Source organism: Prevotella sp. CAG:255 (assembly GCF_000431195.1).
Lineage (GTDB): Bacteria > Bacteroidota > Bacteroidia > Bacteroidales > Bacteroidaceae > Prevotella > Prevotella rara.
Genome location: NZ_HF986760.1, coordinates 1 through 737 on the forward strand (window position 1 = coordinate 1; position 737 = coordinate 737).

At 40.6% G+C, this 737-nt stretch carries 1 protein-coding gene; it reads right to left on the reverse strand.

The features are described from left to right. Positions 1 to 168 precede the first annotated feature (168 nt). Positions 169 to 321: a hypothetical protein gene (locus QVO66_RS00485; protein ID WP_164511730.1), complete on the reverse strand. Its 153-nt coding sequence runs from the start codon at positions 319 to 321 to the stop codon at positions 169 to 171. Positions 322 to 737: the final 416 nt, after the last annotated feature.

The window sequence follows — 737 nt, forward strand, 5'->3', positions numbered from 1 at the left end:
TCATTCTTGCAATATTGTGATTTGTATATTGTTGAAGGCAAGGCCTCAGTATCAGGACAAACTTTCTTGGTTTTTAATTGCTCAAGCCTGCTTTTCGTTCTTCACTTAGAAAAATCGAAACTTAAGCCTCCCCACGGGGGAGGTTTGGTGGGGCTCCTTATTTGCGCCTCAGTCTCTTGTGAGTTGTGTGATGAGCTGTGTGAAGTAGTTGCGCCACTCGTTGAGCTTTTCTTGTTCTGCCTGCTGTTGTGGCGACTTGATGAGGCGATAGTTTTCTATTCTGCGCTTGTAGCCGTCTACTATTATCGAGTTGGCGGCCAACAGCTGGATGCAGGTAAGGCTGTCGCCAGGCTTCAGGTTATTGTCTTAGACTGCTTTAATGAATCCGTGACGTACATGCAGCTCTGTTTCTAGTGTCCTGCAGCTGCGGCAGGTTGACTTAACTAATTTGTCGATAACCACTGTGGTTAACAGACGTGCCTTCTTTTCGGCTGATTCTAAATTTTTCATTGTTGTATAATTGAATTTACACAATATCATTTTTGGTGCCGGCGGATTATCATCGGTAGTTATAGTAGTTAAAGAAGTTATAGTAGTTAAAGTCATATGCTTTGTGGATTCTTATCATAACTTTTTGTACCGAGGATTATCATCTGTAGTTATAGTAGTTAAAGAAGTTATAGTAGTTAAAGTCATATGCTTTGTTGATTCTTATCATAACTTCATAATCACTACGT